This window comes from Streptomyces sp. NBC_01232 (genome assembly GCF_035989885.1).
In the GTDB taxonomy this organism is placed as follows: domain Bacteria; phylum Actinomycetota; class Actinomycetes; order Streptomycetales; family Streptomycetaceae; genus Streptomyces.
In genome coordinates this window covers 1444755-1467455 of sequence record NZ_CP108518.1, presented here as the reverse complement: position 1 = coordinate 1467455, position 22701 = coordinate 1444755, and the positions used below count along the sequence as shown (strand labels likewise).

The following is a 22701-nucleotide window of genomic DNA, read 5'->3' as shown; positions in this document are numbered from 1 at the left end:
GGGGAGATCCACGCGGCGGCGCCGGGGAAGCGCGCTCCGGACTACGCAGTGCCATCCCCGGCGACGAGGCCGGCGACGTGGTCGGTGATCATGTCGATGATGTCTGCCGCGATCCTGTCGTCCCCGAGGACGAGGTGGTTCAGCGTCAGTCCGTCGGTCATGGCGGCCAGATAGCGGGCCAGCACGCGCACGGGCACGCGGAGTTCGAAGGCCATGTGGTCCCGGAGCTGTTCGATCAGCTCGGTGTAGGTGTCGCAGTACCGCTCGTACTGCCGTCGTGCCAGGTGCTCGAAGCCCGGGCGGCGCAGGGCGTACTGGGTGAGTTCGTAGGTGAGCATGTGTTCGCCCGGGTGCGCGGACACATGGTCCCAGTACGCTTGGAAGCCCGCCCGGACGGTCTCCCTGAGGGTGGCCTTCGGCTGGATCGCCTCCAGCACCAGCGTGACGCTGTGATCGGTGATCGCCGCGATGACGGATTCGAGCAGGGCCTGCTTGGAGTCGAAGCAGTAGTGGAAGACGCTCAGGGACACGCCCGCCTCGGCGGAGATCGACCTGGTCGTCGTCCCGGCGACACCGTCGCGGGTCATGGCGCGGATCGCGGCCTCGGTCAGCTGCCGGCGTCGCTCGGCCGACGGCATCCGTGCCATGGGCGTTCCCTTCGGTTCGTGCTGTGCGGTGTGCGGTGTGCGGTGATGCGTGGTGCGTGGTGCGTGGTGAGGTGGCCCGGGAAGGCGGCCGGGGCCGGCCGGATCAGCAGATCCGGCCGGCCCCGGCCCGTGGACTTCCGCTCAGCGGTATCAGCTGCTGTAGACGCCGACCTCGTGGAGCGAGTACCCCCACTGGGTCGCGCGCTGGAGCCCCTGGATACGGACGTAGCGTGCCGACACCCCGGAGAAGCGGGTCGTGTCCAGACCGCCGTCACTCGCGGTCGTGGACCAGACGGTCCGCCAGTTCGTGTCGTCGGTCGAGACCTCGATGCGGTAGGCCTTCGCGTACGCGGCCTCCCAGTCGAGGGTGATGCGCCCCACCCGGTTCGCGGACCCGAGGTCGATGCGCAGCCACTGGCTGTCGTTCCACTCGCTCGCCCAGCGGGAGCCCGCGTCCCCGTCCACGGCGCGGCCCGCGGAGAAGTTCACGAAGGGGTTCCACCACTCCGCGCTCGACGCCGAGGCCGAGGAGCCCGCGGCGAGGTTCACCCCGGACTTGTGCTTCTCGGAGTTCCCCCAGGTGGTCAGGTAGGACTCAGCACCCTTGAAGAGGTCGTCCACCACGCCCTGGCCGCCGACGAGGCGGATGTCCTCGATCCAGTCGGGGACCAGCCCGTAGTGCGAGGCGCCGTCGGTGTTGAGGTCCCATGTGCGCGAACCGGTGGTCTGCTTGTCGATGACGGAGCCGCCGTCGGTGCTGCGGAAGGGGTAGCGCACCGGGTTCGGGGTGTCTGCCCCCCGCGGGCCGGGCCAGCCGCCGACGCCGTTCATGTCGGTGCCGTAGCCGTATCCGACGTTGTACTTGTCGCGCAGCGCGTCCGTCCGCTTCGCCTCGGCGCTGAAGCCCTCGGCGCCGCTCATGTACGCGGTGATGAAGCCGCCGAGCTTGTAGACCCGCTCGGTCCAGTCCAGGTCCATCCAGCCGTGCGAGGAGATCACACCCGGGTACGACTCGGACTCCAGGATGTCGAAGGAGCGTCCCGCGGCCTTCACGCTCATGTGGTCGACCTCGAGCATCATCTTGCGTTTCATCATGCCGCGCACCGCGTACTCACCGAGTTCTGTGAGCCCGCGCGTATTGCACTGGGCGTCGGCGGCGTAGTTCGGGACCGTGACGCCGGCGGGGAGTTCCTTCTGCGCCGAGGGCGCCGCCGCCAGGCCGATGGGGTTGTCGTGCTGCGGGCCGGTGCACTTCTCCGTCTTCCAGAAGGTCCCGGTCGACAGGAACTGGCCCACGTTGATGGCGGTGCCGAGAGCGCCCTGGTCGAAGCGCACCCCGCACAGGGCGTTGTCGAACTTGTGGCACAGGAACATGCTGCGCACCCCGAGGCGGTGCAGCTCGTCCAGGCCGCGGTCGATGTCCGCCTTGCTGCACTGCGCGACGTCCAGGATCTGCTTGCAGCCGAAGGGCTCGGAGGTCTCGACCCCGAGGATCACGGCCAGTTTGCCCTGCTGGATCACGTCGCGGGCCTGCGCGGAGTCGGTGACGATCCGGAACCAGCCCTTACCGGGGCCGCCGTACATCTTGTCGATGTAGGCCTGCATGTCGTACGTCTTCTGCGCCTCGAGCCGGATGGCGGTCATCTCGTCGCAGCCGCGGTCCTTGAAGAAGTAGACCGAGCAGATGACGCCGTTGGTGACGAGGTCGTTCACGAGCACGCGCTGGCCGCCGCGCCAGGCCCGTTCGACCCAGGCGTAGTAGTTCTGCTGGTGGGTCAGCGAGTCGTGGGCGGGCCAGTCCTTGAAGGTCGGCCAGCCGTTCGGGTCGTGCTTGCCGTCTCCGCCCTTGGTGATGAAGTCGAAGATGGCCAGCGTGCCGTCGGGGTAGTGCTCGGGGCAGTCCTTGAGCGCGTCGGCGACCCCCGCCTCGGAGAACGGCTTGCCGCAGATGAGGCGGCCGCCGAAGCCCTCGTTGGACATCAGGTGGTCGTGCGCGTCGACGAAGCCCCGGACCCGTCCCTGGGCGTCGGTTCCCTTGAAGGGCTCGCCCGTGACGTTGATGTCGGAGTCGGGTGCCGGGCGCGCCACCGGGTTCCACCAGCCGGGGTCGGCGGCGGAACTGGGGACGGGGCCGAGCACCATGGCCACCACGGCGAGGAGCAATGACAGGACCGCCAGGGGCCTACGCCTGTGGTGCGTTTGTCGAGAAATGGTCATCACTCACGTCTTAAGGTCAGCCGGATGGCACGGTCGGGGAGCCGGATCCGTTCGAGGGCACGACGCGTCACGGCCACAGGCGTGGCTTGTCATGGACCGCACAAACGGTGGGACGAGAATCTCGACTGCCGTCGACGGAGTCAATAGTCCGGGACGCTTGACCTGATGAATCGTCAGTTGCCGGTGTGGCTGTGCGGCCGTGCGGCCGTGCGCCGGTGTGACCGTGCCGGTGCGTGCGGGTGTGCGGCGGGGCCGCCGCGGTCAGCCGGACTCCGGCCGGAAGGTCGGCACGCCGAGGAAGGTCCGGGCGTAGGTGGCGGTCGCCGCGTGGAAGAGCCGCTTGTCGTCCTCGAGCCGGTACTCGACGTCCGTGGGCTCGGGAGCCGTGGACCGGGCTCGCGCCCGCAGGTCGTTCAGCTGCGGCCGCTCGAGCCCGAGCAGGCCGGCGGCGTCCCGGAGGCAGGCGCTCGCCGCCTCGACGGGGCCCTTCCCGCTGTCGATTCGGCGGGAAGGGCCGGGGGCGGGCAGGGGATCAGCGCGCGTTGTGCTCGAGCAGGTCCATCTCGGCAGGGGCGACACCGAATCCGCGCGCCGTGGTCTTCGCGGCCGGCTTCCCGCAGAACGCGGCTTCCAGGGTCCCGCCGAGGGCCGTGTTCGCCTCCCCCTTGTTCGAGGTGTTCGCCATCGCGGAGAGGCTGCGGCGGCCGTCGCGGGTGGAGAACGCGTAGGTGTAGAAGCCCTGCACGGTGCCCGTGTGCCCGTAGACCGAAGTGCCGCACGACAGGTCGTAGCGGCGCAGGCCGAGTCCGTAGAACCGGGTGTTCGTGGTGTCGGTCGGAGTCACCGTGAGCATGGCGTCCAGCATGCGCGCGGGCAGCAGCCGACCGCGGAGCAGCGCGGAGGTGAAGGTGTTCAGATCGGCGGGGTTGGAGATCACCGCGCCTGCGGACTGGGCCCACGACACGGTCTGCTCGGTGGAGTCGACCAACGGCGCGCCGGCCTCGTCGGGGTGAAGGTAGCCGCGTGCGTGCAGACCCTTGATCTGCGTGCCGGGGTGCACGTAGGAGGTGTTGCGCAGCTTCAGCGGCTTGATGATGCGTCGCTCGTACTCCTGGGCGACGCCGTTGCCGGTGGCCTTCTCGATGAGCATGCCGACCACGACGAAGTTGGTGTTCGAGTACCGGTACGTGGCTCCGGGCTCGTTCGTCCGCGGTTCGCGGAGCGAGAGGTTCACCAGCTCCTGGTAGCTGAACACCTTGTTGCGCACGGACTCGAAGCCCGGCACGGTGTGCTCGAACATGGCGTTGGTGTAGTCCGCCAGCCCGCTGCGGTGACTCAGCAGATGACGGACGGTGATCCGGTCGTCGGGCAGCAGTCCGGGCAGGTACTGGTTGACGGAGGTGTCCAGGTCGATCCGGCCCTCGTCCACCAGCTGCAGCAGGACGACGGAGGTGAACGTCTTGCTGACGCTGCCGATCCGGAACCGGGCCTGCGGGTCCATCGCCGAGCCGGTGACCTTGTCGCGCACTCCCTCCGTCCGGACGCTGACCCCGCCGGGGCCGCTGAAGCGGGCCATGGCGCCGGGGGCTCCGGCGGCGGTGGTGTTCCGCAGCGCCTGCGTCAGCGCCTCGAGGTCGGGGGTGGTGGCCGGGGCGGGGGCCTGGGTGACCGGGGCGGCGTGGGCGGTGGTCGCCGGAGCCACGGCGGCCGTCACCGCCAGCAGGGCTGCGCCGAGGGTCAGGCGTCGGTTCATGGGCAGGGGCACGATGCTCCTCCGGTGGGGGCGGAATCCGGTCGTCCGGTGCCGACCGGGCCAGGTCGGTGGCGAGCCGGCCGGGTCGGTGGCGAGCGGGTCAGGTCGGTCGCTCACGAGCCTACGCAAGATCATCAGCTCGGGCGGGCACCGGAGGAGCGGGAACGCGCCAAAAAGCAAGGGCAGTTCCGCCACCCGGAGCCGCCTCCTAACCTGAAGGTGTGACCAGCAGCGATCTCGGAGACTTCCTGCGTGCCCGGCGCGCACACCTGCGGCCCGGCGACGTGGGGCTCGCCTCCTACGGCCGCCGCCGCGTGGCAGGGCTGCGCCGCGAGGAGGTCGCCGTTCTGGCCGGAGTGAACAGCGACTACTACGCCCGACTGGAACAGGGGCGCGAGCGCGGCCCCTCCTCGCAGGTCCTCGACGCGCTCAGTGCCGCCCTGCGGATGGACCGAGCTGCGCGGGAACACCTGTTCAGGCTGGCGGGTACCGCACCGGGCGGTGACCGGCCGCAGCCGCGGGAGGCGGTCGGGCCCGCGCTGAGGCAACTGCTGGACGGGTACACGAACACCCCGGCGTTCGTCCTCAACCCGGCCACCGATCTGCTGGCCGCCAACGCGATGGCCGACGCGCTCTTCGCGCCGTTCGCGCGGCGGGACAACCTCGCCCGGATGACCTTCCTCGACCCCGCGGCCCGAAGGTTCTTCGTCCACCCGGACCGCGCGGCCGAGGCGGTGGTGGCCGGGCTGCGCCACGCGACGGGCCTCGACCCGCACTACCCGCGACTGCGCGCCCTGGTCCGCGAACTCGTCGCTGCAAGCGCCGACTTCACCGCGCTCTGGTCCGCGCACACCGTCCGGGGCAAGACCTACGAGGCCAAGGAACTCGACCACCCCGACGTCGGCCGGCTCTCGCTCACCTTCCAGTCCTTCGACGTGCGCGGTGCGCCGGGCCAGCAACTGGTGGTCTACCACGCCGAACCGGACACCCCGAGCGCCCGCGCCCTCACCCTCCTCGCCGGCACGCCGACCGCCGCGGCCCGCCGATCGGCTTGCGCCGAAGGGTGAGCCGAGCACGAGCGCTGGTATGCCGTGCAGTTGTCCTACCGTCGTCCGGAGAGCCGCGTCATTCGACCACCGCCACAGGGGCCCCTGTGGCGCAGGGACCGCTGACGTGTGCGGGGTCAGGCCGCGGGGGGTGACATCCAGGCGGTCAGTGCCGTGGCGCGGTCGATGGCACGCCGGCCGGCGTCGTCGCTGCGCGTGGCCCAGGCGACGTGCCCGTCGGGACGGATCAGGACCTCGCGCACCCCGTCGAGCTCCGGGTGGTCCTCGGCCGCGCGGGCGCTGACGCAGCTGAGGTACGGATGACGGGCGGGGGACTCGTACGGCTCCACGTGCGGGTCCCGCACCCCGGCGAGACGCAGCAGGACGAAGCCGCCCCGGTGCAACAGCTCGTAGACCCGTGTCGCCTCCGAACCGGCAGCGCTCAGACCGATGTCGGGCATCCTGCGGCCGGCCGGCGGATCGGCGTCGGGGTCGGTGGCCGGGTAGGCCGTGCCGAGCGCGGAGACCTGGCCGGCGATCCGGCGGTTGACCTCGGGGATGCGCAGCAGGTCCTCGAAGAGCCCGCGCAGCGCGGCAGCCGGCCGCCGGTACCGGGCCACGAGCGGCAGTTCCGCGAGCAGCGTCTGCACCTCGGTGTTCTCGGTGACGGACCGGCCGACGGGGTGGCGCTCGGCGTGGTAGGTGTCGAGGAGACGGGGCGGAGCCCAGCCGCGTACTTCTGCGGCCAGCTTCCAGCCGAGGTTCATGGCGTCCTGGAGCCCGGTGTTGAGGCCCTGACCCGCAGCGGGGAAGTGGATGTGGGCGGCGTCGCCGGCCAGCAGTACGCGGCCGGAGCGGTAGGCGGCCGCCAGCCGGGTGGCGTTGCCGAAGCGCGAGAGCCAGCGGGGTCCGTCGACCCCGAGGTCAGAGCCGCAGATCCGGACGAGCGCCGCACGGAACTCCTCCAGGGTGACCGGCACCGACGACGGCGTCCGCATCCGTTCCGGATCGACGTACACGAAACGGGTGAGGCTGCCCTCCAGCGGAACGACGAGTACGCCCGCGTCGCGCGCGGCCGCGAGCGCCACGGGATCGGCCGCGACCGCGGCGAAGTCGCCGAGTACCCCGGTCAGGGTCTCTTCCGTGCCCGGGAAGTCGATTCCGGCGGCCCGCCGTACGAAGCTGCGCCCGCCGTCGCAGCCCACCAGGTACGTGGCGCGAAGGGTCCGCGGGGCCCCGTCCGGACCGCGAACCTCCGCCTCGACCACGTCCTCGTCCGCCCGCAGGGCGGTGAGCGCGTGCCCGCGGTGTATCTCCACCCCCAGTTCGTGTGCCCGCTCCGCCAGCAGCTCCTCGGTGCGGGCCTGGGCCAGGAAGAGAGTGTGCGCGTGGCGGCTGTCGAGCGCGGCGAAGTCCAGCGGGGTGTCGAGGGCGGCGAAGTGCCAGCCGGACAGGGTCCGGCCGAGGCGGAGGAAGCGGGGGGCGAGCCCGCGCAGGTCCATCAGTTCCAGGGTGCGCGGATGCAGGGTCAGCGCCCGGGAGTCCTGCTGGGGCTCGGCGCGCCGCTCGAAGACCCGGGTCCGCACGCCCGCCAGGGCCAGCTCGCAGGCGAGCATCAGCCCGGTCGGGCCCGCGCCCACGACGATCACATCGGTATCCATCGATGACGCCTCCCACAATTAGTGAACAGTGTTCACGTGAACGCTGTTCACTATAGTGAGGGCCATGAGTTCCCCGTCAACCCCCGCCCGGGGCCGCCCGGCCCGCCTCGACCGCACCCGGACGGTCGGCACGGCCCTGGACCTGCTGGACGAAGTCGGCCTCGACGCGCTGACGATGCGCCGCCTGGCCGATGCGATGGAGGTGCAGGCCGGGGCGCTGTACCGGTACTTCGCCACCAAGGACGACCTGCTGACAGCCATGGCGGAACGCATGCTGGAGGGCCTTGCGGCGACGCGGACCGACGGCGACTGGAGCGAGCAGCTGGCCGCCCTCGCCCGGGCCATGCGTACGGCGCTGCTCGCCCGCCGGGACGGCGCACGGGTCTACGCGGGCACGCACGCGACCGGGCCGCACACCCTCGGGTTCGCCGAAGCGGTGATCGGGGTGCTGCGCACGGGCGGCTTCGGCGGGGAGAGCGCGGCGCGCACGCTCATGGCGGTGGTCCACTTCACCATCGGCCACACGCTGGAGGAGCAGGCCGCGCTCCAGTCGTCACCGGGTGACGCGGCGGCGGATCCGCGGCGCCTGCGGCTGGCCGCCGACCCGGAGCGGTACCCGCAGCTCGCGGCCGTACTGCCCACGCTCACCGGCACCGACTACGCGGCCCACTTCGAATTCGGCCTGTCCCTGCTCCTGCAGGGGCTGCGGGCCCTGCACGGAACGGGCGCCGACCTGCGGTGATGCCCCTGAAATATACTGACGGGGTGACTGAGAACCCCTTGCCTCCCTGTCCCGAATGCGCGGGCGCGTACACCTACGAGATGGGGGCGCTCCTGGTCTGTCCCGAGTGTGGGCACGAGTGGCCGCCCGCCGAGGGTGAGCCCGGCCGGTCCGGTGAGTCCGGCGACGGGGCCGAGGAGCGGGTGATCAAGGACTCGGTCGGCAATGTGCTGGCCGACGGCGACACCGTGACGGTCGTCAAGGGCCTGAAGGTCAAGGGCAGCCCGAGCGGCATCAAGGCGGGCACCAAGGTGCGCAACATCCGCCTGGTGGAGGGTGTCGACGGCCACGACATCGACTGCAGGATCGAGGGGTTCGGCCCGATGCAGCTGAAGTCCAGCGTGGTCAGGAAGGTCTGACCCGCGCAGGGTGAAGGCGCCTGTCGGGCACGTCCCGATCAGGCGCCTTCGTCGTTCCTGCCGGCGGCCGGGGCCGGGCCGTTCGGGAGGGGCGGCTCATGAGCCGGCGCGCTCAGGGGCCGAGGACCTCACCGAACGGCCCTCCCCTGCGGGCGGCATGCGGGTGGGTACAGGCGGACGGTCAGGGCGTGGCGTAGACCCGCAGGGGCGCGGGCGCCGTGCCGGTGGTGGCCGCCGCGCCGGTGGTGGCCGCCGTGGCGGTGATGGTCGCCGTCGCGGTGAAGACTTCCTCGCCGTTCTGGCGGGCGACAACGCTCACGGGATGGCGGTGACGGTCCGGATCGGTTGCCCGGCCGACGGTCGGGAGCGTCTCGATCCAGCAGGCCGAGGTCAGCTCCGCGTAGCGGAAGAAGCGAATCTCCATGTCGGTCAGGACTCCCCGTCGCGGGAACGCGGAACGGTACGCGGCCTGGCGCACGGCTTCCAGGAGCAGCATGCCGGGGGCGTGGTCGACGGGGTGGTCGAAAAGGATCGGGTGGGTGACATCGGCGCGGAGCTGGGCGCGCCGGGTGGAGCTGGTGGGGGAGAGGACCACGTCGTGGAAGCGGTCGCGGCCCACGCGGCGGGGCGTGAGCGGCGGCGGGAGCGGGATGGTGCGGGCGGCGACCTCGTCGAGGTCCGCGTTCCCGCCGCGCAGGCGCTGGTAGACGGCCTCCGGCTGGTTGGTGAAGCCGGCTTCGGCGGTGCCGAGGAACTGTCCGTCGCGCGTCGCGGTCACGTGCATGGTGAGACCCGCGAGTCTGCGGCCGCGGCGCGAGATGCCGGAGCAGCGGATGTGCAGTGAGATGTCGGCCGGGGTCGCGCCGACGGTGAGTGCCTCGGCGTTGGTCGAGTAGCTGAAGGTGTCCCAGATCTGGCGGTGACCGAAGGGCACGTCGTACGCGACGTGGCTCAGGAGCGGGATGGCCTGGCGGACGGATTCGGCGAGGAGCAGGGGGTCGTGGTGGCCCCCGTCCGGTGTGTAGAAGCTGTGGGTGCGGGGCCATTGGGCGGTGACGACGTACTCGTCCGGCGCGACGGTGCGCCACCCGGTGAGCAGGACTTCCGAGTGTGCGCTCTTGTGTACGTACTCCCGCGGTAAGGCGCTGCTGAGCGCTGCGACGGGTGAGGCGGAGTGATCAGTAGACATGGTCATGGTTGAGCCCCCCTGGACGTCGGACATGGCTGGTGCTTGTTCGGCGCAGGTCCTAAAATAAAGGATGTTCGTTTTTTTTGTCGAGATTAGTTAGGTGCTCATGTCAGAACGAAAGCAACAACGGGCCCCGCAACTCAGGGCAGTTCAGACCAAAGCAACGATCCTGCGTGCCGCGGCCGAGGTCTTCGACGAGTTCGGCTTCAGCGGAGCCAGCATCAGCAAGATCATGAAGCGGGCGGACGTCACGCAGGGCGGGATGTACTTCCACTTCAGCTCCAAGGAGGAACTCGCCTACGCCGTCATGGTCGGCCAGGGAGACGGCCTGGAGTTCCCCGCCGGCGAGGACGGCCTGCAGCACCTGGTGGACATCACGCTCTACCTCGCCGAGCAGCTCCAGCACAATCCGGTGCTCCGGGCCGGCGTACGACTGGCCGTGGAGCAGGGTGAGTTCGGTCTGCGCGACGACGTCGCCTACCAGGCCTGGGTCCTGGAGTTCCGCCAGCAGCTGCGCTTCGCCCGTGCCAAGGGAGAGCTCCAGCCGGACGTCGACGACCACGAACTGGCCTGGGTGCTGGTCAGCTCCTTCACCGGGGCGCAGCTCTTCTCCCAGGCCTCCACCGGCCGGGCCGATCTGCCGCAGCGGATCGCCTCGCTGTGGCGCTACCTGCTGCCGGCGGTGGCGGCCGACGCCGTTCGCGGCGGCCTGCGCCTGACGCTCCCACCGGCCGCACCGAAGGCGAAGCCGGAGCCGGAGCCGGAGCCGGAGTCCGAGCCGAAGCCGGCTTCGGGGAAGCGGGCTTGAGCACCCGTCGCATCGTCGTCACCGGCGCGACGGGATTCGTGGGGTCGGCCGTACTGCGCCGACTGGCCGCGCAGGACCCGCAGGCCCAAGTGCGCGCGGTGTCCCGTACGCCGCCCCCCGCGGCCGCGTACGGCGCGCGCTGGGTGGACGCGGACCTCGCCGACGGGCGCTCCCTCCATGGCATCTGCGACGGCGCGGACGTCCTGCTGTCGCTGGCCTCCTACGTCGGGCCGGACGCCGGCCGGTGCGCCGCCGTCAACTCCGCCGGAATCGCGGCCCTGGTGGCAGAGGCCCGGCGGGCCGGGGCGGGACGGATCGTCCATCTGTCGACCTGCGCCGTCTACGGGCCGGGACCGCACCGGGGGCAGGACATCGGCGCGCTGACACCCGCCCCGGTGTCGGCGGCCAGCGCCGCCCGGCTGGCGGGGGAGGCGCCGGTGCTCGAAGCGGGGGGACTGGTCCTGCGTGCGGGGTTGGTACTGGGAAAGGGCGACCGGTGGGCGGTGCCGGCCCTGGTCGACGCCTTCCGGCGGGTGCCGGCCCGGTGGGGCGGCGGGGAGGGGATGGCCTCCTTCGTCGATGTCGACGACCTGGCGCGGCTCATCGCGGCGTTCGCGCTCGGCGCCGCGGCCGATGCCGGCGGCGTCCTGCACGCCCACCACCCGGAGCCGGTGCGCAACCGGGACCTGATGGAAGCCCTGGCCGGGCACCGCATACTGCCGGCGCGGCCCGCGACCGACTGGTCGTGGCTCAGATGCCTGGACGCCCTGGCCGCGACCCCGGGATGGGTGAGCGAACGTCAGTTCACGCTGCTGGCCCGGGACCACTGGTACCGCGCCGACGCGGCATGGGAACTCGCCGGGACCGCACCCGGGCCCGGTCCGCTGAGCCGGCTCGGCCCGGCGGCGCAGTGGTACAGGGAGCGGGGCGGGGTCGCCCCGGGGTGACGGCTATCTGCCAAAGCCTCAGCGGGATGGGGCGTGGACGGGCCGCGCCGGGCCGGGCGGCAGGTAGCGTCCGAAGCACATCCCGTCACCCCTGAAGGAGTGGAAATGCCCGATCTTTCGAACATCGTCAAGGCGTATGACGTGCGTGGCGTTGTGCCGGACGAGTGGGACGAGTCGCTGGCCGAGTTGTTCGGTGGGGCGTTCGTGGAGGTCACGGGTGCTGTGGCGATCGTGATCGGTCATGACATGCGTCCGTCGTCGCCGGGTCTGTCGGCTGCTTTTGCGCGGGGTGCGGCGGCGCGTGGTGTGGATGTGACGTTGATCGGGCTGTGTTCGACGGATCAGTTGTATTACGCGTCGGGTTCGCTGGGTCTGCCGGGTGCGATGTTCACGGCTTCGCACAATCCGGCGCAGTACAACGGCATCAAGCTGTGTCGTGCGGGTGCTGCTCCGGTGGGTCAGGACACGGGTCTGTCGCAGATCCGGTCGCTGGTGGAGAAGTGGTCGCGGGACGGTGCTCCGGTGGTTGCCGAGGGCACGGCCCCGGGCACGGTGACGGAGCTGGATTCCCTTCCCGGGTATGCCGCGCATCTGAAGGGTCTGGTGGACCTGGCGTCGGTCCGGCCGCTGAAGGTGGTGGTGGACGCGGGCAACGGCATGGGCGGTCACACGGTGCCGACGGTGTTCGAGGGGCTGCCGCTGGATGTGGTGCCGATGTACTTCGAGCTGGACGGGACGTTCCCGAACCACGAGGCGAATCCGCTGGATCCGAAGAACATTGTGGATCTCCAGGCCCGTGTGCTGGCGGAGGGCGCGGATCTGGGGATTGCGTTCGACGGTGACGCGGACCGCTGTTTCATCGTGGACGAGCGGGGTGTGGGGGTGTCGCCGTCGGCGATCACTGCGCTGGTCGCGGCGCGTGAGCTGGCCCGCAACGGCGGTTCGGGGACGGTCATCCACAACCTGATCACCTCCTGGTCGGTGCCGGAGGTGGTGCGGGAGAACGGCGGCACGCCGGTGCGTACGCGGGTGGGTCATTCCTTCATCAAGGAGGAGATGGCGAGGACGGGTGCGATCTTCGGTGGTGAGCACTCGGCGCACTACTACTTCAAGGATTTCTGGAACGCGGACACGGGCATGCTGGCCGCGTTGCACGTGCTGGCGGCGCTGGGTGGTCAGGACGGTCCGCTGTCGGAGCTGGTGGCTTCCTACGACCGGTATGCGGGTTCGGGTGAGATCAACTCGACGGTCGGCGACCAGAAGGCCCGGCTGGCCGCGGTGAAGGACGCCTACGGAGATATCGAGGGTGTCACCCTCGACGAGCTCGACGGCCTGACGGTGACGGGCGGGGACTGGTGGTTCAACGTCCGTGCCTCCAACACCGAGCCCCTGCTGCGGCTGAACGTGGAGGCGCGGGACGAGGCCACCCTGGCCAAGGTCCGCGACGAGGTCCTCACCCTCATCCGCGCCTGAGCCACTGGAGCCCGGTTCCCCGCCGAGCCGGGTTCCTCTGGGGGCGCCCGCTCAGGCGGGCCGCCGCCCGCCGAGTCCTCCATGCTCCTGCCGTTGCCGCAGGGCGTACGCGTACGCGGCCGACATCAGCGTCATGTGGTGGTGCCAGCCGGGGAAGGAGCGCCCCTCGAAGTCGAGGAGGCCGAAGTCGTCCGCCAGTGAGCCCAGTACCGCGGTGGACCGGCCCGCCTCCCGCACCAGGTGCAACAGATCGTCCATCCGGTGACGGTTCATGTTGGTGAGCCAGACGGGCCCGCCCGGCCGGCCCGGCCCCTGCCGCCGTTCGCCGAACAGCCGGTAGATCTGGTGTGTCCCACGGGCCCCCGGTTCGCCTTCCGGCACCCTGACCAGGGCCGAGTGGATGCGCTGCCGCTGCGGGCGGGCGTGGGGGCCGGTGAGCGGCGCGGAGCAGGGGTGGCTGGTGTTGCCCAGGCGGGCGAAGTCGCCCGCGGTGGCGTCGCCGCCCTGGGTCAGGCCGGCGGCGCGGACCGCGAGGGCGGGCGGGACGGACACCAGGAAGTCGTGGCCGCGGCGGCCGAGTACGCCGATCAGCGCGGCGGCGCCGCCGAGGCGGCTGAGGTCGGCGACCACGGGCGGATGCGCCGACGTGGTGCGGGCCGCGATCGAGTCGACGAGCTCCAGGACGAGGGCCTCCGGGGACTGGTGGGCGACCTCGGGCCGGATGCGCGCCCGGCGGCGCAGCACGGGATCCGCCACCCACGTCTCGGGGAGCGCGAGGCGCCAGTCGACGGGCACGGTCATGCCGTCCAGCGACAAGAAGAGGCAGAAACCCAGCTGGCAGTTGACGATGCGTCCGGCAGCGGGGTCGAAGCGGCGGTGCACGCCGACCGAGTGCTCACCGCGCTTGGGGAAGCACACCTGCCCGATCGTCCAGGCCCGTACCGGGTGCCGTTCCTCCACCCAGCGCAGCAGCTCGGTGCGGGCGGGATTCCAGTCCCAGGGGCTCGCGTTGATGAACTGCTGCAGGGACTGGGAGGCGGTGGGCGACTCGGTCACGGACGCCGCGAGCCTGCGTACGGACTTTTTCCCCGGGGTGGTGAGCAGCCCCTGCAGGTAGACCCGGGCCCAGCGTCGCTGGTCGGCCCTCGGTAAGTGGCCGAAGAGGCGCTCCGTGAACTCGGCCAGGTCCGTGTCGCCGGCGGCCCGGGCTCTGGTCCTTGTCCGTGTCGTCATCCGTCTCCCCCTCCACTGTGGACGCCGGCGTGCGCCGTCGCCTTCGTAGAATACAGAACGTTCGTTTTTTTTCTAGAGAACGTATGGCGCCCTCCCCGCGACTTCGGCACGTTGGGCGGGGGAGCCGGCGGCGCCGGTGACGGGGTCGGCGCGTGGTGGCGGGGCAGGGGCGCTTCTTCGACAAGTCGGCGTTGTGGGAGGCGGCCGCCGGGGCGACGCTGGAGGTCGCCATCTCCCCGCGGGCGCAATGGCGAGTGAGGAACGACCTGGATGGCAGTGATAGTGCAGTGGTGAAGCAAGAGCGCGGCGTACGCACCCGTAGTCATCTGATCTCGGTGGCTGCCGCTGAATTCGACCGCAATGGGTACGACGGGACCTCCCTCTCCCGGCTGAGCCGTTCCGCCGGAATTTCGATCGGGGCTCTCACCTTTCACTTCGCGGCGAAAGGAGAGCTGGCTTCGGCCGTGGAGGATTCCGGGCGGGCCGCCACCCGCAGAGTGGTCGAGGGGGTGACGTCCCGTGGCGGCCCGGCGCTGGACACCGTTTCCGCGCTCGTCCTCGCCCTCGGCGGGCTGATCGAGACGGACGCGGCCGTACGCGCCGCGGCGCGGCTGACCCAGGAGCGCGTCGGCGCCGGACCCGACTGGTGCGGATGCTGGCTCCCGCAGGTCAAGGAGCTCATGGTGCAGGCCGCGGAACAGGGGCAGCTGGACCCGGAGGTCGATCCGTGCCCCGCCACCCTGCTGACGGCGCATCTGGTGGGGGGAGTCGTCGCCAGGGCGCGCCGCGGCCGGGGCGAGCCCCCCGGCGCGGTGACCGGCGAACTCGGGGACCTGTGGCGGCTCATCCGGCGGGCCATCGCGGCGCCGACAGAAATGGAATTGCCCAAGTAGGAGAAGAAGCGGGGTAATTCAAGCCGCCGGAACGCGGGGCGCTCTAGCGTCGGTGGCATGAATTCACCTCACCGGATATCCAAGGCAGTGATCCCCGCCGCGGGGCTCGGCACGCGATTCCTCCCGCTGACCAAGGCCACACCGAAAGAAATGCTTCCGGTGGTCGACAAGCCGGCCATCCAGTACGTGGTGGAAGAGGCCGTCGCGGCGGGGATGTCCGACATCCTCATGGTCACCGGCCGCAACAAGCGGCCGCTGGAGGACCACTTCGATCGCAACTACGAGCTGGAGGAGGCCCTCCAGCGCCGGGGTGATCAGGACAAACTGAGGAGCGTCTGCGCCTCCACCGAGCTCGCCGACATCCACTACGTGCGCCAGCGGGATCCCAAGGGCCTCGGACACGCCGTCCTGTGCGCCGCGCCCCATGTCGGCCGGGAGCCCTTCGCCGTCCTCCTGGCCGACGACCTGATCGACCCCCGGGACCCCCTGCTCGCCCGCATGGCCGAGGTGCGGGAACGGCTCGGCGGCAGCGTCGTGGCCCTCATGGAGGTGGATCCGCAGGCGATCCACCTGTACGGATGCGCCGCGGTGGACCCTTCGGCGGGCGGCGACGGCGTACGCATCACCGAGCTGGTGGAGAAGCCGGAGCCCGGCACCGCGCCCAGCAACCTGGCCATCATCGGCCGGTACCTCCTCGACCCCGAGATCTTCGACGTCCTGCGGGCCACGAGCCCGGGGCGCGGCGGAGAGATCCAGCTCACGGACGCGCTGCGCGCGCTGGTCCGGGCCGGGCGTCCCGTGCACGGCGTGGTGTTCTCCGGCCGGCGCTACGACACCGGGGACCGCGCCGAGTACCTGCGCGCGACGGTCAGGCTCGCCTGTGAGCGCGCGGATCTCGGCCCCGAATTCCTGTCCTGGCTGCGGGAGTTCGTACGTACGGAAGAGCTCGTGGCGGTCTGAGTCGCAGCTCGGTGGGCGACCGGTGAACTTCCGCGGTCGCCCGCCCCACCAGCACCTGCCTCGCCAACTTGCCCAAATCTCAGCGGGGTTCGGGCTCCAGCTGGGTTACCGAACGGTAATTACGTAATTTCTTCCCCGTGGCCGCCGAACGGAGCGGCATCCGAACCACCGACTGCCGGGAAGGAGGTGAACCACATGGACAGGACGAACCCGCGACGTGAGCCGCAGACCCCCGGCGTCGCTGTCGCAGTCGACGTGCCGGTCGGCACCCTGCTCGCCGGCGACTCCCCCCGCACCGTGCACGTGGACGAGAGCCACGCACAGGCCCTCGCCCGCTCGGGCCGGACGCTACCGCCGCTGCTCGTGCACCGCCCCACCATGCGGGTCATCGACGGAACGCACCGGTTGCGGGCCGCCGTACTGCGCGGGCAGGACACCGTGGGAGTGACGTTCTTCGACGGCAGTGCCGAGGACGCGTTCGTGCTCTCGGTCGAGGCCAACATCAGTCACGGACTCCCGCTGACCCAGGCGGAGCGGACCTCGGCGGCGCTACGGATCCTGCGGTCCCACCCCGACTGGTCCGACCGCGGAATCGCGCGGCGGACCGGACTGGCGGCCCGGACCGTCGCGACGCTACGGCGCCGCGAGCCGCCGGGGCCCGCACCGCCGGGCCGCGTCGGCCAGGACGGCCGTCTCCGGCCGGCCGATCCGATCCGGGGCCGGGAGGCCGCCGCCAGGCTGCTGGCCGGCCGGCCCACCGCGTCCCTGCGGCAGATCGCACGGGAGGCGGGCATCGCGCCCTCCACCGTAAGGGACGTGCGGCGCCGGATCGGAGAGGGCGCCGATCCCGTACCGGCCGCCCAGCGGCGTTCCGCCGGGACCCCGGCCCCCGCCCCGCCCCCGGTACCCCCGCGGGGCCGGGGGCAGCCGCTGCCCGAACTGGTCACCGGCCTGTGCAAGGACCCCCTGCTCAGGCTGAGCGAGGCGGGCAGGCTCCTCCTGCGCATGCTCGACCTCCAGGTGAGCGGGCTGCGCCAGTGGGAGCGGATCGTCGCCGCAATACCCCCGTACCGCGTGGAGACGGCCGCCGCCGCGGCCGCCCAGTGCGCGCGGGACTGGCAGGAGCTGTCCGACGAACTACGGCGCCGCGCCTCGGCGCACACCCCTGCCTGAGCCGGTTTCCCCGGCGAGTACCGGCCTTCGACGTGGAAGGCCCCCAGTTGTGATCGAAAGGACGTATGGCGATGTCGGTTGTCGAGGGAGCGCGTGTTGACGCGGGTTCAGGGGAGGGGGGAGGAGCCGAGGGGCCCGTTCGTCTGGACGGGCGTCTGAAGTTGGTTCTTGTGGTGCTGCTGGTGGCGCAGTTCATGCTGGCGGTTGATTTCTCGATTCTGAATGTGGCGTTGCCGGTGATCGGTGACGGGCTTGGTTTCTCGTTGTCGAATCTGCAGTGGATCGCGACGTCGTTCGCGCTGTGTGCTGCTGGTTTCACGCTGTTGTTCGGGCGGGTTGCGGACCTGTTCGGTCGTCGACGGCTGTTCCTGGTGGGCCTTGCGGTACTGGGTCTGTCCTCGCTCGTGGGCGGTCTGGCGACGTCGCCGGAGATGCTGATCGCGGCGCGAGTGTTCCAGGGTCTTGCGACCGCCGCGGTGACGCCGGCCGGTCTGTCCCTGCTCACCACCTCGTTCCCCGAGGGTCCGCTCCGTGAGAAGGCCCTCGGCCTGAACGGTGCGTTGATGTCGGCGGGGTTCACGACGGGCGCGATCCTGGGTGGAGTGCTGACGGATCTGCTCTCGTGGCGGTGGGCGTTCTTCATCAACGTGCCGGTGGCGCTGGCGGTGTTGTTCATCGCTCCGACGGTGATCAAGGAGTCTCGTCCGGCGGTGCGTCCGAAGCTGGATGTGCCGGGTGCGACGGCTGTGACGCTGGGTCTGCTGGCTCTGATCTATGGGTTGACGCAGGCGGGTGAGCACGGTTGGGGTGCTCCGTCGGCGCTGGGTTGGCTGGCGGCGGGTGTGGTGCTGCTGGTCGTCTTCTATGCGATCGAGGCGAAGAGTTCGGATCCGCTGGTTCCGGTTTCGGTGCTGAAGAAGAAGACGGTCGCGTGGGGGAACATCGCGGGTCTGATCGCGTTTCTGACGGAGACCAGTCTGGTGTTCCTGATGACGCTGTATCTGCAGGAGGTGCTGGACTTCTCGCCGCTGACGGCTGGTCTGTCGTTCGGTGTGCTGGGCGTGGGCACGGTGATCGGTGGTTCGATCGCTCCGCGGGTGATCGGTGCGGTGGGTACGCGGTCGACGCTGATCATCGGTGGTGTGCTGCAGGCGGTGGCGACGCTGAGCCTGGTGGCTCTGGGTGAGACCTCGGCGTCGATGTGGCTGCTGCTGATTGCCACGTTCGCGGGTGGTGTGGGGAACATGCTGGTGATCGTCGGGTTCATGGTGACCGCGACGACCGGTCTGCCGGATCACGAGCAGGGCATGGCGACCGGTCTGGCGACGATGACGCAGCAGATCGGCATCACGATGGGCACGCCCATCATGTCGGCGGTCGCCGCCGCCAACACCGACATCCACGCGGGCATCACCACCGCGGTCATCGTCAACACCGCCATCGTGGTCGTCGGCATCCTGACCACCGTCCTCTTCCTCCGCGCCAAGGCCGCGAAGGACGTCGCAGCCGCCGGCTGATTTCCCGGCCGCAGAGATTCCCCTCCCTCCGGGAAGTGCCCCCGGCACGGTCGTCAGACCGCTCCCGTCGACCGTGCCGGGGCCGCCTCCCTCCTTCTCAAGGAACGTGATGGACCTCCGTATCGAAGACCGCGTGTACCTCGTCACCGGCGCGTCGTCCGGAATCGGCGAGGCAACCGTCCGCCTCCTGGCGGCGGAAGGCGCCACCGTCGTCGGCGTCGCCCGCAAGCCCTGGAACACCGAAGCCCTCGGCGACCGGGTCAGCACCGTCGCCGCCGACCTCACCGATCCCACCGCCGCCCGCCAGGTGGCCGACGCGGTCATCGAACGCCACGGCCGGCTCGACGGCCTCGTCAACAACGTCGGCGCGCTGCAGTCCCGTACCGGCTTCCTCGACGTGACCGACGAGCAGTGGAAGAGCACCTTCGAGATCAACTTCCACTCCGCGGTCCGCATGACCCGCGCCGCTCTGCCCGCGCTCCTGGAGACCGGAGCGGGCGCCCTCGTGCACATCGCGAGCGAAGCCGCCCGGTTCCCCGACCCGGGCATCGTCGACTACGCCGCCACCAAGACGGCGCTGCTGTCCCTGTCCAAGTCCCTCGCCGCGGAGTTCGGCCCGCGGGGCGTACGTTCCAACGTGGTCTCGCCCGGGCCCACCCGTACCGCGCTCTTCGACGCGCCCGGCGGTTTCGCCGAGCAGCTCGGCGAGCGGTTCGGCCTCCCGGCCGACGAGGCCGTCGACCACTTCATCCGCGAGGTGCGCCGACTGCCCAGCGGTCGCATCGGTACGGCCGACGACGTCGCCGGTGTGATCGCGTACCTGCTCTCCCCGCTCGCGGGGCAGGTCACCGGCGCCGAGTGGAGCGTCGACGGCGGCGCCCTGCGACAGGTCTGACCGGGCCGATGCGTGCTTCCCTGCTCGCCCTCGCCATAGGGGCCTTCGGCATCGGGACGACCGAGTTCGTCATCGTCGGTCTGCTCCCGGAAGTGGCCGACGACCTGTCCGTCTCCATCCCCTCCGCCGGCATGCTGGTCACCGGCTACGCCCTCGGTGTGGTCGTCGGCGCACCGCTGATGACCGCAGCCGGTGCCCGGCTGCCGCGCAAGACCATGCTCGTCGTCCTCATGGCCGTCTTCATCGCGGGCAACCTGCTCTGCGCCCTGGCCGGCGACTACACCGCCCTCATGGGCGGGCGGCTGATCGCCGCCCTCACACACGGCGCGTTCTTCGGGATCGGGTCCGTCGTGGCCGCCGACCTGGTGGCCCCCGACCGGCGGGCCAGCGCCATCGCCCTGATGTTCACCGGCCTCACCCTGGCCAATGTGCTCGGCGTACCCCTGGGCACCTTCCTCGGCCAGGAGTTCGGCTGGCGATCGACCTTCTGGGCGGTCACCGGCATCGGGGTCGTCGGGCTGCTCGGCCTCATCGCCCTGGTCCCGGCACAGCCGGCGCCGGAACGCGGAGCCCTGCGCGGCGAACTCGCCGTCTTCCGCAAGCCGCAGGTGTGGCTGGCGCTGACCACGACCGTCCTCGGTTTCGGGGGCGTCTTCGCCTCCTTCACCTACCTCGCGCCCATGATGACGGAACTGGCCGGCTTCTCCGACGGCGCGGTCGCCTGGCTCCTCGTACTCTTCGGCGTCGGGCTGTGCGTGGGCAACGTACTCGGCGGCCGGGCCGCCGACCGCTCCCTGATGCCCAGCCTGTACCTCATCCTGGGTGGCCTCTGCCTGGTGCTGGTGATCTTCACCTTCACCTCGCGGGCCACCGTGCCCGCCGCGATCACCCTGGCCGCCTTCGGGGCGATCGGTTTCGCGACGGTGCCACCGCTGCAGGCACGCGTGATGCAGCAGGCCGCCGGGGCCCCGGCCCTCGCCTCCGCGGCGAACATCGCGGCCTTCAACCTCGGCAATGCCCTCGGGGCCTGGCTCGGCGGTCTCGCCGTCGCCCATGGCCTGGGGTGGACCTCGCCGACCTGGATCGGTGCCGGACTGGCCGCGGCGGGACTGGGCACCGCGGCGCTCTCCGGCCGGCTCGACCGCAGGAGCCGCGGGCGTCATGCGCAACCGGGCGCATCGCGTCCCACCGCACCCCTCCCCACCGCACCCCTCCCCAACGCATCCGCTCCCACCGGACCGCTTTGCGCACAGCACCCTTCCGCCGGTGCCGGGTACGGCACCCATCCCATCGTCGAACAGAAGTCGAGGTAGACGCACATGAACGGTGTCGATCGCCGGACCATGCTCACCCGCAGCGCGGCCGTCGTCGGAGGCGCGGCGGTGGCCGGCGCACTGTCCGGGCCCGCCGCGGCCGCCGCCGACCACGCTCCCGGTGCCTCCGGAGCGGCGCCCGCGGCCGCCGGGACCGGATCCGTCGTCAGGCCGGGGGATCCGCGCTACGAAATGCTGACCACCGGGAACAACCAGCGCTTCGTGGCCCGCCCCGACTACATCAAGATGGTCCGCTCGACCGCGGACGCCGAACGCGCGCTGAGAGACGCGGTCCGTGCGGGCAAGCGGGTCTCGGTGCGCAGCGGCGGCCACTGCTTCGCCGACTTCGCCGCGCACTCCGGCACCCAGGTCATCATCGACTTCTCGGAGATGACGCACGTCGGCTACGACCCGAAGTTCCGGGCGTTCGTCGTGGAGGCCGGCGCCCGCCTGATCAACGTGTACGAGGCCCTGTACAAGGGCTGGGGCGTCACGATCCCCGGCGGCATCTGCTACAGCGTCGGAGCCGGCGGGCACATAGCCGGCGGCGGCTACGGCCTCCTCTCCCGGGCCCACGGCCTCGTCGTCGACCACCTCTACGCCGTGGAGGTGGTGGTGACGGACGGCCGGGGCGGCGTACGCACGGTCGTGGCCACCCGGGAGCAGAACGACCCGAACCGGGAGCTGTGGTGGGCCCACACCGGCGGGGGCGGAGGCAACTTCGGCCTGGTGACCCGCTATTGGTTCCGTTCCCCGGGGGCGAAGGGCTCCGAGCCCTCCCAGCAGCTGATCTCCCCGCCCTCGAAGGTCCTGGTGAGCGCGGTCGACTTCCCCTGGGAGCAGTTGACGGAGGCGAAGTTCACCCGGCTGCTGAAGAACTTCGGTGCCTGGCACGCGGCCAACAGCGCGCCCGACTCCCCGTACCGCAACCTCTCCAGCCTGTTCAACGTCAGTTCCAAGGCACACGGCAGCCTGGGCATGTTCACCCAGGTCGACGCGACGGTGCCGAACGCGAGAAAGCTGCTGGACGACTATCTGGCCGCCATTACGGCCGGTACGGGCGTCGTCCCGAAGGCGCTCACCCGCCCCACCGGCGAGCTGCCCGCCATGCCGCAGTTCGCGGAGCCCAGGACCCTGCCCTGGCTCCAGGCCACCAGACTGGTCGGCACCAACAACCCGGTCATCACCAATCCCACCTCACGCGGCGCGCACAAGTCGGCGTACATGAGGAAGAACTTCACCGACCATCAGATCTCGGCGCTCTACCGGTACATGAGCCGGCCGGACTTCAAGAACCCGGACACCATGCTGGTGCTGTTCTCCTTCGGTGGCCAGGTCAACGCCGCGGCGCCCGACGCGACGGCAAACGCGCAGCGCTCGTCCATCTTCAAGATGTGCTTCCAGACCTTCTGGCAGGACGAGGGCGAGGACGGGTACTACCTGGGCTGGCTGCGCGACTTGTACGAGGACTTCTTCTCCGCGACCGGTGGCGTACCCCTGATCGACGACAGCACCGACGGCTGCTACATCAACTACCCCGACCGTGACATCACCGACCCGCGCCGCAACCGCTCCGGCGTGCCGTGGCAGACGCTCTACTACAAGGACAACTACCCGCGCCTGCAGCAGGTGAAGAGGAAGTACGACCCGTCCGACTTCTTCCGCCACTCCATGTCGATCAAGCCCGCCCGGGGCTGACCTCCTTCCCCGACCGCCGTCCTTCCTCACCCGTCGTCCCTGTTCAGAAGCCCCGCACTCCGGTCTCCGGAGTGCGGGGCTTCTGTCGTTCCCGTACGACCGTTCGAGTGTCCGCCGGCGTTCGTTGACTCCCCGGCC

At 70.8% G+C, this 22701-nt stretch carries 20 protein-coding genes; 13 read left to right on the top strand and 7 right to left on the bottom strand.

All coding sequences use genetic code 11. From position 1 onward, the window contains the following. Positions 1-41 precede the first annotated feature (41 nt). From OG444_RS06905 to OG444_RS06890, 4 genes are all read right to left on the bottom strand, one after another. Complete coding sequence (locus OG444_RS06905) at positions 42-647, bottom strand: TetR/AcrR family transcriptional regulator (RefSeq protein WP_327261297.1); 606 nt, start codon at positions 645-647, stop codon at positions 42-44. 150 nt (positions 648-797) lie between these two features. Further along, the gene (locus OG444_RS06900; protein ID WP_442810741.1) at positions 798-2789 is read right to left on the bottom strand and encodes a galactose-binding domain-containing protein; all 1992 of its coding nucleotides are present in this window, start codon (positions 2787-2789) and stop codon (positions 798-800) included. A 336-nt stretch (positions 2790-3125) separates the two neighbouring features. Continuing rightward, a complete protein-coding gene (locus tag OG444_RS06895) occupies positions 3126-3443 on the bottom strand; it encodes a hypothetical protein (protein ID WP_327261295.1) in 318 nt (105 codons plus the stop codon). Next, positions 3397-4617, bottom strand: coding sequence for a serine hydrolase domain-containing protein (locus tag OG444_RS06890; RefSeq protein ID WP_327261294.1), 1221 nt, complete (start codon positions 4615-4617; stop codon positions 3397-3399). Before OG444_RS06890 ends, OG444_RS06895 begins: the two co-directional genes overlap by 47 nt. A gap of 221 nt (positions 4618-4838) precedes the next feature. Between OG444_RS06890 and OG444_RS06885 the strand changes: the two genes are divergently transcribed. Next, positions 4839-5684, top strand: coding sequence for a helix-turn-helix transcriptional regulator (locus OG444_RS06885; RefSeq protein WP_327261293.1), 846 nt, complete (start codon positions 4839-4841; stop codon positions 5682-5684). 116 nt (positions 5685-5800) lie between these two features. On the opposite strand, the gene OG444_RS06880 is transcribed toward OG444_RS06885, so the two are convergent. Continuing rightward, positions 5801-7324, bottom strand: coding sequence for a monooxygenase (locus OG444_RS06880; protein WP_327261292.1), 1524 nt, complete (start codon positions 7322-7324; stop codon positions 5801-5803). Between the two features lie 64 nt (positions 7325-7388). Between OG444_RS06880 and OG444_RS06875 the strand changes: the two genes are divergently transcribed. Then, positions 7389-8066, top strand: a complete 678-nt coding sequence (locus tag OG444_RS06875; protein WP_327261291.1) for a TetR/AcrR family transcriptional regulator — start codon at positions 7389-7391, stop codon at positions 8064-8066. A 23-nt stretch (positions 8067-8089) separates the two neighbouring features. After that, entirely contained in the window at positions 8090-8464 is a 375-nt protein-coding gene (locus OG444_RS06870) for a zinc ribbon domain-containing protein YjdM (protein ID WP_327261290.1), read from the top strand. A 181-nt stretch (positions 8465-8645) separates the two neighbouring features. Here OG444_RS06870 and OG444_RS06865 read toward each other — a convergent pair whose 3' ends face one another. Next, complete coding sequence (locus OG444_RS06865) at positions 8646-9653, bottom strand: ScbA/BarX family gamma-butyrolactone biosynthesis protein (RefSeq protein ID WP_327261289.1); 1008 nt, start codon at positions 9651-9653, stop codon at positions 8646-8648. 106 nt (positions 9654-9759) lie between these two features. Between OG444_RS06865 and OG444_RS06860 the strand changes: the two genes are divergently transcribed. The 3 genes from OG444_RS06860 to OG444_RS06850 all read left to right on the top strand — a co-directional run bounded on the left by OG444_RS06860 (position 9760) and on the right by OG444_RS06850 (position 12881). Then, complete coding sequence (locus OG444_RS06860; protein ID WP_327261288.1) at positions 9760-10461, top strand: ScbR family autoregulator-binding transcription factor; 702 nt, start codon at positions 9760-9762, stop codon at positions 10459-10461. Then, positions 10458-11408, top strand: coding sequence for an NAD-dependent epimerase/dehydratase family protein (locus tag OG444_RS06855; protein WP_327261287.1), 951 nt, complete (start codon positions 10458-10460; stop codon positions 11406-11408). The genes OG444_RS06860 and OG444_RS06855 overlap by 4 nt, the downstream gene beginning before the upstream one ends. 105 nt (positions 11409-11513) lie before the next feature. Next, positions 11514-12881 (top strand): phosphomannomutase/phosphoglucomutase, encoded by a 1368-nt coding sequence (locus OG444_RS06850; RefSeq protein ID WP_327261286.1) that lies wholly within the window; start codon positions 11514-11516, stop codon positions 12879-12881. Positions 12882-12932: 51 nt separating this feature from the next. On the opposite strand, the gene OG444_RS06845 is transcribed toward OG444_RS06850, so the two are convergent. Then, on the bottom strand, positions 12933-14114 hold the full coding sequence (locus OG444_RS06845) for an IS701 family transposase (protein ID WP_327261285.1): 1182 nt from the start codon (positions 14112-14114) through the stop codon (positions 12933-12935). Between the two features lie 290 nt (positions 14115-14404). Here OG444_RS06845 and OG444_RS06840 point away from each other — a divergent pair, with 290 nt between their 5' ends. From OG444_RS06840 to OG444_RS06810, 7 genes are all read left to right on the top strand, one after another. Beyond that, positions 14405-15007 carry a TetR/AcrR family transcriptional regulator gene (locus OG444_RS06840; protein ID WP_327261284.1) on the top strand — a complete coding sequence of 201 codons (603 nt, stop codon included), beginning with the start codon at positions 14405-14407 and terminating at the stop codon, positions 15005-15007. A gap of 57 nt (positions 15008-15064) precedes the next feature. Continuing rightward, on the top strand, positions 15065-15967 hold the full coding sequence (gene galU, locus OG444_RS06835) for a UTP--glucose-1-phosphate uridylyltransferase GalU (RefSeq protein ID WP_327261283.1): 903 nt from the start codon (positions 15065-15067) through the stop codon (positions 15965-15967). Between the two features lie 195 nt (positions 15968-16162). Further along, the gene (locus OG444_RS06830; RefSeq protein WP_327261282.1) at positions 16163-17140 is read left to right on the top strand and encodes a ParB N-terminal domain-containing protein; all 978 of its coding nucleotides are present in this window, start codon (positions 16163-16165) and stop codon (positions 17138-17140) included. 71 nt (positions 17141-17211) lie between these two features. After that, complete coding sequence (locus OG444_RS06825; protein WP_327261281.1) at positions 17212-18657, top strand: MFS transporter; 1446 nt, start codon at positions 17212-17214, stop codon at positions 18655-18657. Positions 18658-18766: 109 nt separating this feature from the next. Next, a complete protein-coding gene (locus OG444_RS06820) occupies positions 18767-19552 on the top strand; it encodes an SDR family NAD(P)-dependent oxidoreductase (protein ID WP_327261280.1) in 786 nt (261 codons plus the stop codon). An 8-nt stretch (positions 19553-19560) separates the two neighbouring features. Beyond that, positions 19561-20865, top strand: coding sequence for an MFS transporter (locus OG444_RS06815; RefSeq protein WP_327261279.1), 1305 nt, complete (start codon positions 19561-19563; stop codon positions 20863-20865). A gap of 6 nt (positions 20866-20871) precedes the next feature. After that, positions 20872-22563, top strand: a complete 1692-nt coding sequence (locus tag OG444_RS06810) for an FAD-dependent oxidoreductase (protein ID WP_327261278.1) — start codon at positions 20872-20874, stop codon at positions 22561-22563. The last annotated feature ends 138 nt before the right edge of the window (positions 22564-22701 follow it).

Bases quoted from the DNA above. Each gene is read 5' to 3' on its own strand.
- OG444_RS06905 (WP_327261297.1), bottom strand. From the start codon at position 647: ATGGCACGGATGCCGTCGGCCGAGCGACGCCGGCAGCTGACCGAGGCC.
- OG444_RS06900 (WP_442810741.1), bottom strand. From the start codon at position 2,789: ATGGTGCTCGGCCCCGTCCCCAGTTCCGCCGCCGACCCCGGCTGGTGG.
- OG444_RS06890 (WP_327261294.1), bottom strand. From the start codon at position 4,617: ATGAACCGACGCCTGACCCTCGGCGCAGCCCTGCTGGCGGTGACGGCC.
- OG444_RS06880 (WP_327261292.1), bottom strand. From the start codon at position 7,324: ATGGATACCGATGTGATCGTCGTGGGCGCGGGCCCGACCGGGCTGATG.
- OG444_RS06875 (WP_327261291.1), top strand. From the start codon at position 7,389: ATGAGTTCCCCGTCAACCCCCGCCCGGGGCCGCCCGGCCCGCCTCGAC.
- OG444_RS06865 (WP_327261289.1), bottom strand. From the start codon at position 9,653: ATGTCTACTGATCACTCCGCCTCACCCGTCGCAGCGCTCAGCAGCGCC.
- OG444_RS06860 (WP_327261288.1), top strand. From the start codon at position 9,760: ATGTCAGAACGAAAGCAACAACGGGCCCCGCAACTCAGGGCAGTTCAG.
- OG444_RS06850 (WP_327261286.1), top strand. From the start codon at position 11,514: ATGCCCGATCTTTCGAACATCGTCAAGGCGTATGACGTGCGTGGCGTT.
- OG444_RS06845 (WP_327261285.1), bottom strand. From the start codon at position 14,114: ATGACGACACGGACAAGGACCAGAGCCCGGGCCGCCGGCGACACGGAC.
- galU (WP_327261283.1), top strand. From the start codon at position 15,065: ATGAATTCACCTCACCGGATATCCAAGGCAGTGATCCCCGCCGCGGGG.
- OG444_RS06830 (WP_327261282.1), top strand. From the start codon at position 16,163: ATGGACAGGACGAACCCGCGACGTGAGCCGCAGACCCCCGGCGTCGCT.
- OG444_RS06825 (WP_327261281.1), top strand. From the start codon at position 17,212: ATGTCGGTTGTCGAGGGAGCGCGTGTTGACGCGGGTTCAGGGGAGGGG.
- OG444_RS06820 (WP_327261280.1), top strand. From the start codon at position 18,767: ATGGACCTCCGTATCGAAGACCGCGTGTACCTCGTCACCGGCGCGTCG.
- OG444_RS06815 (WP_327261279.1), top strand. From the start codon at position 19,561: ATGCGTGCTTCCCTGCTCGCCCTCGCCATAGGGGCCTTCGGCATCGGG.
- OG444_RS06810 (WP_327261278.1), top strand. From the start codon at position 20,872: ATGAACGGTGTCGATCGCCGGACCATGCTCACCCGCAGCGCGGCCGTC.